The following is an 8,175-nucleotide window of genomic DNA, read 5'->3' as shown; positions in this document are numbered from 1 at the left end:
GGGGCGGACTGGGTGAGGGAGGCGGGTTGCATGAGCGAAAGCCGGCCGGCATGGGATAGGGGAAGCGCAAGATTGTAGCTAGGCTGGGACCAATCTGTCTGGCTCGATCCCTGGCCCGACTTGAAACGGGCGGGATGAGCCCCATATATTTGAGGTTTCTGGGATTCCGCCCGGGTAAATGCACGGTTTTGCGGGATTCGCCGATTTCCATTTTGTTTTCTGACTTTTACGTAGACCTATGAGCCAAACCGCCACGTCTTCCACATCTGAAACTCTGGGCTTTCAGGCCGAGGTGAAGCAACTGCTGCACCTGATGATTCATTCGCTGTACAGCAACAAGGAGATTTTCCTGCGCGAGCTGGTGTCGAACGCGTCGGACGCTTGCGACAAGCTGCGTTTCGAGGCGATTGATCAGCCGACGCTGCTGGACGGCGATAGCGAGCTGGCGATCCGGGTGGATTATGACAAGGCGGCGCGCACGATTACGATTTCGGATAACGGTATCGGGCTGTCGCGCGATGAGGCGATTGCCAATCTGGGCACGATTGCGCGCTCGGGCACGCGCGAGTTTTTCTCGCAGCTGACGGGCGACAAGCAGAAAGATGCGCAGTTGATCGGTCAGTTTGGGGTAGGTTTTTATTCGTCGTTCATTGTGGCGGACAAGGTCACGGTGGTGAGCCGCCGCGCGGGCGCTGCCGAGGGCGAGGCGATTCGCTGGGAGTCGGACGGCCAGGGCGAGTTCAATATCGCCGCGGCGGAAAAGGCCTCGCGCGGCACGGATGTGACGCTGCATTTGCGTGAGGACGAAGACGAACTGCTGAATGGCTGGAAGCTGCGTGAGATCCTGCGTCGCTATTCGGATCATATTTCGTTGCCGATCCGCATGGCAAAAGAAGACTGGGACGCGGAGAAGAGCGAGCAGGTCAAGACGGACGAGCTGGAAACGGTGAACCAGGCGAATGCGCTGTGGACGCGTAGCAAGGGCGACGTGACCGAGGAGCAGTATCGCGAGTTCTACAAGACGGTGTCGCATGATTATGATGATCCGTTGGCGTGGACGCACAATCGTGTCGAGGGTCGTAGCGAGTACACGCAGCTGTTGTATGTGCCCAAGCATGCGCCGTTTGATCTGTGGGATCGCGATGGTCGCCGTGGGGTCAAGCTGTACGTCAAGCGTGTGTTCATCATGGACGATGCGGAGCAACTGCTGCCGTCGTATCTGCGCTTCGTGCGCGGGGTGATTGATTCGGCGGATCTGCCGCTGAACGTGTCGCGCGAGATTTTGCAAGAAAGCCGCGATGTGCGGGCGATCCGCGAGGGGTCGGCAAAACGGGTGTTGTCGTTGCTGGAGGACATGGCCGAGAACAAGGCCGAGGATTACGCGACGTTCTGGACGGAGTTCGGTCAGGTGCTGAAGGAAGGCGCGGGCGAGGACGCGGGCAATATCGAGCGTATTGCCAAGCTGCTGCGCTTTGCGTCGACGCAGTCGGGCGATGCGGTGCAGAACGTGTCGTTTACGGATTATGTGTCGCGCATGAAGGAAGGCCAGGACAAGATTTACTACGTCACGGCGGATACGTTTGCGGCGGCGAACACCAGCCCGCACCTGGAGATTTTCCGCAAGAAGGGGATCGAGGTCCTGTTGTTGTCGGATCGCGTGGACGAGTGGATGTTGTCGTACTTGCGCGAGTTTGATGGCAAGTCGCTGGTGTCGGTGGCCAAGGGCGGCCTGGATCTGGCCGAGTTGGCGGACGAGGAAGAAAAGCAGCGCCAGACCGAGGTCGAGGAAAATTTCAAGCCGCTGGTCGAGCGTCTGCAAAAGACGCTGGAAGACCAGGTGAAAGAGGTGCGCGTGACGCTGCGTCTGGTGGATTCGCCGGCGTGCGTGGTGGTGGGGCAGAACGAGCTCAGCCCGCATTTGCTGCGCATGCTCAAGGCGGCGGGCCAAGAGGCGCCGGACGTCAAACCTGTGCTGGAGATCAACCCCGAGCACGCGTTGATTGCGCGGGTGCGTGACGCTGACGAGGGTGAGTTCGAGCAGTGGGCGCGCTTGTTGCTGGATCAGGCGTTGTTGGCCGAGGGGGCGCAGATCGCGGATCCGGCGGCGTTTGTGAAGCGTCTGAACGCGTTGCTGTTGAAGGCGTGATCTGACTGCGCCTTGACGCGTGTTGGTTCAAGGTGTGATTTGATTACGTTTCAATGCGTTGTTGCTAAAGGCGTGATCTGATTGCGCAGGCCCCTTGCGTCGAGGCAGGGGCGGTTTCAAAGGCAGTAGGTGAGTGACCCCTGTGTAGAGGCAGGGGCCACGTCACGGTAACACCCCGAGTGGTTGGATTTTGGTCCAGCGGCTCGGGGTGTTTTGCGTTTTGGGCCTGGGCAGGGACTTGTCCACGAGATCAACCGATAGGCAGCGGCGGCATGGGCAGCAGGTGCTGTGAGATGTCGATCAATGAAGTTTCGAGCTGCGCAATGAAGGCCTGCGCCGCGGGTGAGAGGGAGCGGTCGCGCCGATGCAGCACGCCGATATAGCGGCGTGCGGACGCATCCCCCAAGGGGGTGCAGCAGAGTCCGGTGAGGTTGAGCTCGGGCAGCGCCATGCGGGGCAGGACGCTGACGCCGAGTCCCTGGCGCACCATGCCGGCGGCGGTGCCCATGTTGGTGACGTCGTAGCGCAGGGCGGTGATGGGGGCGCCGACTTCGTCACGCACGGCGCGGTCGAATTGTTGGCGCGCGTTGGATCCCTGGGATAGCAGGATCAGGTCGTAGCGCAGGACGTCACGCCAATGCAGGGTGTCGGGTTCGTCCCCCAGGGGGTGGCCGGCGGGGTAGACGGCGCAAAAGCAGTCTTCGGCCAGCGGGACAAAGGTGAGGTCGGGGGCGGGCTCTGCTTGCGCGGCGACGGCGAATTCGATCTGGTTGGTGCGCAGCATGGCGAGCAGTTCGTCGTTGTGGGCTTCGACGACGCGGACTTTCAGGGCGGGGTGGACGCGGCGCAGCGAGCCGGCGGCCATGGGCAGCAAGGTCAATGCGGTCGAGGGCAGGGCGCCCAGGGCCACGGTGCCGCGCCGGACGGCGGCGAGGTCGGCGAGGCTGCGATAGGCTTCCTCCAGGTCGGCGATGGGGCGCTGTACGCGGGCGTAGAAGTCCTGGCCGGCAGAGGTCAGGCTGATGCTGCGCGTGGTGCGCTCGAACAGGCGCAGTCCCAGGACGTCTTCCAGGTCCTGGATGAGGGCGGTGAACGAGGGCTGCGTGACCCCAAGCTGGCTGGCCGCATGGGTGAATGAGCCGGTGTGGATCGCGAGCAGAAAGGCCTTGAGCGGGCGGTATTTGATATTAATAGCCATGGACTAATAATATTGTAAAAATATCTATTTGTGTCTATTAATCAATCATCCGATGATGACGTTACCGAAGAACTCTCGGATTCAAAGACGTTATGGATGTATCAAGCCACAAGCCTTTTCGGCTGGGCGCGCAATGGCGCCGCAGTCAGGACGGCGACGCCGTCATTACCTCGATTAATCCCGCTGATGGCAGTGTTGCCGGCATCGTGACGCGCGCTTTGCCGCAGGATGTCGACGCTGCGGTGGATATTGCGCGGGACGCTTTTTTGCATAAGCCCTGGCGCAAGCTGCGGCCGGATCAGCGTGCGATCACGCTGTATGAGATCGGTCGGCGCTTGGCGGCCGAGCGCGAGCCGTTGGCGCGTTTGCAGATGTTGGACAGTGGCAAGCCCTGGAAAGAGTGCTTGAACATGGTGGATAGCGCGGCGGGGCATTTTCGTTATTACGCCGCGGTGTGCGAGACGTGGCAGAACGAGATGACCTCGCCGCGCGGCGAGTATTTTTCGATGGCGCTGGCCGAGCCCTTTGGGGTGGTGGCGGCGATTACGCCCTGGAATTCGCCGATCATGAACGAGGCGCAGAAGGTCGCGCCGGCGCTCGCGGCGGGCAATGCGGTGTTGATAAAGCCCTCTGAGGAAACGCCGCAATTGGCGTTGGAGTTGGTCCGGATTTGTGGTGAAGCGGGCTTGCCCGAGGGTCTGGTGACGGCGTTGCCCGGGTACGGCGAGGATGTGGGGGCCGCGTTGGTCAAGCATCCCGGTGTGCGCATGGTGTCGTTTACGGGGGGGACGGAGACGGGCCGCGCGATCGGCGCGATTGCGGGCCGGCGTCTGATCCCAGTCGGGTTGGAGCTGGGTGGCAAGTCGCCGCATATTGTGTTTGAGGATGCGGATCTGGATCGCGCCGTGGCCGGCGTGATCTCGGGCATTTTTGGGTCCGCGGGGCAGAGTTGTGTGGCGGGGTCGCGCTTGTTTGTGCAGAAGTCCGTCTACAAGCAATTTATGGAAACGTTGGTGGCGCGCACGGCGCAAGTACGTGTCGGCCTGCCGGATGATCCGCAGACGCAGATGGGGCCGCTGGTGTCGCGCGCGCATCGCGACAAGGTGGCGGGCTATGTCGATATCGGGCGCGCCGAGGGTGGGCGCGTGTTGGTGGGCGGTGCGGTGCCGGATCGTGCCGAGCTGGCCAATGGCTGGTTTTATTTGCCGACCGTGATCGATGGTCTGGGCAATCAGGCGCGGGTGTGCCAGGAGGAAATCTTTGGTCCCGTGCTGGTGGCGTTGCCGTTTGAGGACGAGGCCGATGTGATCCAGCAGGCCAACGATACGCCCTTTGGGTTGGGGGCGGGAATGTGGACCGGCGACTATGCACGCGCATGGCGCGTGGCGCGCGAGATTGAGGCCGGATCGGTCTGGATCAATACGTACAAGCAATCACATATCGCGACGCCGTTTGGCGGATTCAAGGACAGCGGCATCGGGCGCGAGAAGGGCCTGCATGGTCTGCGCTTGTATAGCCAGGTCAAGAGCTTGTATTGGGGCATGCACGAAAAACCGATGGGACTGGGATAACTATGACGACAGAAAAGAAAGGCGCCGCGTTGTCGCTGGCGGATTCTCGTATTTTGATTGCGGGCGCGGCGAGCCTGGTGGGGTCGCACACGGCCGACGCGCTGCTGGAGGCAGGCGTCAAGGAAGTGATCTTGCTCGACAATTTTGCGTTCGGGACGCCGGAGGCGATTGCGCATCTTCAGGACAATCCACGTGTGAAGTTGGTGCGCGGGGATTTGATGCGCTTGCCGGATTTGTTGGCGGCGACCGAGGGCGTGGATGGCGTGCTGCATTTGGCGGCCTATATGACGCTGGGTTTTTCGCAAACGCCTTGGCAGGCGGTCGATGTGAACGTGCGCGGCGCGCAGAATATGCTGGAGGCCTGCCGCGCGAATAAAGTCAAAAAGGTGGTCTTCGCGTCGTCGAACGCCGTCTATGGTTATGGAACGGGCATCGTGGGGGCGCTGGAAGAAACGGGCCCGTTCCATTCTGTGGGGGCGCCTCCGGCGGCGATTTTGTACGGCGCGTCCAAGATCATGGGCGAGCAACTGTGCCGTCAGTATTATCAGAAGTTCGGACAGAACTATGTGGTGCTGCGCTATTCCACGGTCTATGGCGAACGACAGCACTATCGCGCGGCGAATTCGCTCTACATCATGGAAACCTATGATCGCGTGCGCAAGGGCGAGCGTCCGGTATTGCCGGGCGATGGCACGGATACCAAGCATTTTGTTCACGTGTCCGATGTGGCACGCGCCAACGTCGCGGCGTTTCAGAGTACGGCGACGGATGTCGCGGTGAATGTGTCAGGCCCCGAGCCAATCACGACGGGCGAGTTGGTGCGGCTGGTGCTGGATTATTGCAAGAGCGATCTGCAACCGGAGATCAAGCCCGATCCTCCCGGCACCGTGCGCCTAACCTCGGGCGGCGCGTTCCATATTCCGCATGATCTGGCGGGCCAGCATATTGGATGGCAGCCCAAGGTCAAAATGGCCGAAGGCGTGGCGCGGCTGTTAGCCTGGCGTGAAGCACAAGAGAAAAATTAAGTCATGAGGCGTGGCGGGCCTTACGTCGATGAGGTCCGCTACGCTGCGCTGGAAAGGCCGATCCAAGAGTGGTCGTGCGAAATAAAGCAAGGTCGCAACAAAGCGATCCGAGGCGTACACGAGGAGACAGAGGGATGAGAATCGCGCAGTGGTTGGTGTTGGGTGGTTTGTCATTGGGTATCGCGGCGTCGGTGAATGCCGCGGATGACTATCCGGCCAGGCCCGTGCATTTGGTGGTGCCGTTCCCGGCGGGCAGCACGACGGATGCCATGGCCCGATTTTTGGGCGAGCGGGTAGCCAAGACGTTGGGGCAAAGTGTCGTCGTAGAGAACAAGGCCGGCGCGCAGGGCAGCATTGCGGCCTCGGAAGTGAGCCGCGCGAAAGCCGATGGCTATACGTTGCTGGTGGGCACGAATTCGACGCAATCCGCGAACGTTCATCTGTTTAAAAAGCTGCCTTATGATCCGGCGCGCGATTTTGCGGCGATCACGCAGTTCACGATGAATCCGTTGGTACTGGTGGTTCGACCAGATCTGCCGGCGAAGAATGTCGAGGAGTTTCTTGCGTACGCGAAGGCGAATCCCGGCAAATTGAATTACGGCACGGGCAATACCGGTAGTTTGGCGGCCGCGCAGATGCTCAAGAGTATGGCGGGCATTCAGGCTATGGACGTCCCGTATGCGGGCACGCCTCAGGCGATCACGGATGTATTGGCGGGACGGCTGGATTTCATGATCACGGATATCTCGGTGACGCGGCCGTATGTCGAGGCCGGAAAGTTGCGTGCCCTGGCCGTGACGCCCAAAGAACGCGTCGCGTCCTTTCCTGATGTGCCGACGTTTGCCGAGGCGGGTCTGCCCGATTATGAGTTTGTGGCCTGGGGCGGATTGTTTGCCCCGGCCGGCACGCCTGCGCCCGTGATCGAGCGATTGAATCAGGCCTTTGTGCAGGCCTTAAAGAGCGATGAGGCGGCGGCGTTCTTTGCCAGACAGGGACAGCAGGCGGCACCACGCACACCACAGGCATTTACGGATTACGTCGTTGCACAGACGGACTTGTGGGGTGAGTTGTTGACTGCGGCGGGTCAGACAAAGAAATAAACAGACCTGCTAACCACAACATGAGGATGGAGCGAATGAACATAATCAATGTGGATGCGCAACGCGTACGGCGTCAGATCCTGGGCATTCTGGATGCTTGGGGGATGGCGCAGGATCTGGCCGAGGTGGCAGCAGACATCATGGTCGAGACTGATTTGCTTGGCGTGGATTCGCATGGCGTGTCGATGCTGATGATGTATGAGGACATGCGCAATGCGGGCATGTTGTCGCTGCAGGCGCGGCCGACGGTCGTGCGTGATCGCGGGTGTACGGCGTTACTGGATGGGGGAGCGAGCTTGGGGCACCCGGTGTCGTCGATGGCGATGCAGTTGGCGATCGACAAGGCGTTGGAGCATGGTGTCGGCGTGGTGGGCGTGCGCAATTCGCATCATTTCGGCGCGGCGGGTCTGTATGCGCGGATGGCGAGTTCGCGGGGTGTCGTGGGGTTGGTGACCACGGCGACGCGCGGGATATCGCTGGTGCCGCCGCGCGCCGCGGAACCCGTATTGGGGACGAACCCGTTGGCGTTTGCGGCGCCGGCGGGGCGTAATCGGCCTTTTGTGCTGGATATGTCGACGACGACGGTGGCGGCCAATAAGGTCAAGGTCTATCACCTGAACGACAAGACAATGCCGTCGGGATGGGTGGTGGATGCCGAGGGGCAGTCGGTGCGTGATCCGCATGTCGGCATGGACTATGTCTTTAAGCGACCCGATGGCGGATTGACGCCGCTGGGCGGGGCGTTGGAGTTGGGTAGCCACAAGGGCTATGGCCTGGCCATGATGGTGCACATCCTGGCGGGTACGTTGATGGGCGGCTCGTTTTCGCCGATCCGCAATCGGACGCAGAAGCCCGGCGATCCCGACAACATCGGCCATTTCTTTATGGCGATTGATCCGGACGCGTTTCGTGATGAGGACGCGTTTGAAAACGATCTGGATGCGGCCATCGACGCGCTGCATGCCACGACGGCTGCCAACCCTGATGAGCCGGTGCTGGTGGCCGGCGACCCGGAGGCGGTCACCCACGAACAGCGTCTACGCGAGGGCATTCCGATTCCTCAGACGCTGGATGCCCACATCCGCGAGATCTGCAGTCGTTGCGGCGCGGCGTACGTCCTTCAGTAGTCACGAAA

At 61.2% G+C, this 8,175-nt stretch carries 6 protein-coding genes; 5 read left to right on the top strand and 1 reads right to left on the bottom strand.

Features of this window, described 5'->3' with window-relative positions; translation table 11 throughout:
• The first annotated feature begins 238 nt into the window (after window positions 1-238).
• Window positions 239-2,146, top strand: a complete 1,908-nt coding sequence (gene htpG, locus ACNAZS_RS25670; RefSeq protein ID WP_415793399.1) for a molecular chaperone HtpG — start codon at window positions 239-241, stop codon at window positions 2,144-2,146.
• Between the two features lie 250 nt (window positions 2,147-2,396).
• On the opposite strand, the gene ACNAZS_RS25665 is transcribed toward htpG, so the two are convergent.
• Window positions 2,397-3,344, bottom strand: coding sequence for a LysR family transcriptional regulator (locus ACNAZS_RS25665; RefSeq protein ID WP_415793398.1), 948 nt, complete (start codon window positions 3,342-3,344; stop codon window positions 2,397-2,399).
• A 92-nt stretch (window positions 3,345-3,436) separates the two neighbouring features.
• Between ACNAZS_RS25665 and ACNAZS_RS25660 the strand changes: the two genes are divergently transcribed.
• The 4 genes from ACNAZS_RS25660 to ACNAZS_RS25645 all read left to right on the top strand — a co-directional run bounded on the left by ACNAZS_RS25660 (window position 3,437) and on the right by ACNAZS_RS25645 (window position 8,167).
• Complete coding sequence (locus tag ACNAZS_RS25660) at window positions 3,437-4,915, top strand: aldehyde dehydrogenase (protein ID WP_415793397.1); 1,479 nt, start codon at window positions 3,437-3,439, stop codon at window positions 4,913-4,915.
• A gap of 2 nt (window positions 4,916-4,917) precedes the next feature.
• The gene (locus ACNAZS_RS25655; protein WP_415793396.1) at window positions 4,918-5,940 is read left to right on the top strand and encodes an NAD-dependent epimerase/dehydratase family protein; all 1,023 of its coding nucleotides are present in this window, start codon (window positions 4,918-4,920) and stop codon (window positions 5,938-5,940) included.
• A gap of 134 nt (window positions 5,941-6,074) precedes the next feature.
• Window positions 6,075-7,040, top strand: a complete 966-nt coding sequence (locus ACNAZS_RS25650; RefSeq protein ID WP_415793395.1) for a Bug family tripartite tricarboxylate transporter substrate binding protein — start codon at window positions 6,075-6,077, stop codon at window positions 7,038-7,040.
• Between the two features lie 35 nt (window positions 7,041-7,075).
• Window positions 7,076-8,167, top strand: coding sequence for an Ldh family oxidoreductase (locus ACNAZS_RS25645; RefSeq protein WP_415793394.1), 1,092 nt, complete (start codon window positions 7,076-7,078; stop codon window positions 8,165-8,167).
• Window positions 8,168-8,175: the final 8 nt, after the last annotated feature.

This window comes from Bordetella tumulicola, from assembly GCF_965138755.1.
GTDB lineage: Bacteria > Pseudomonadota > Gammaproteobacteria > Burkholderiales > Burkholderiaceae_B > Bordetella_A > Bordetella_A tumulicola.
Note: the sequence above shows the minus strand (reverse complement) of the source record. Positions and strands in the feature narration are given on the sequence as shown.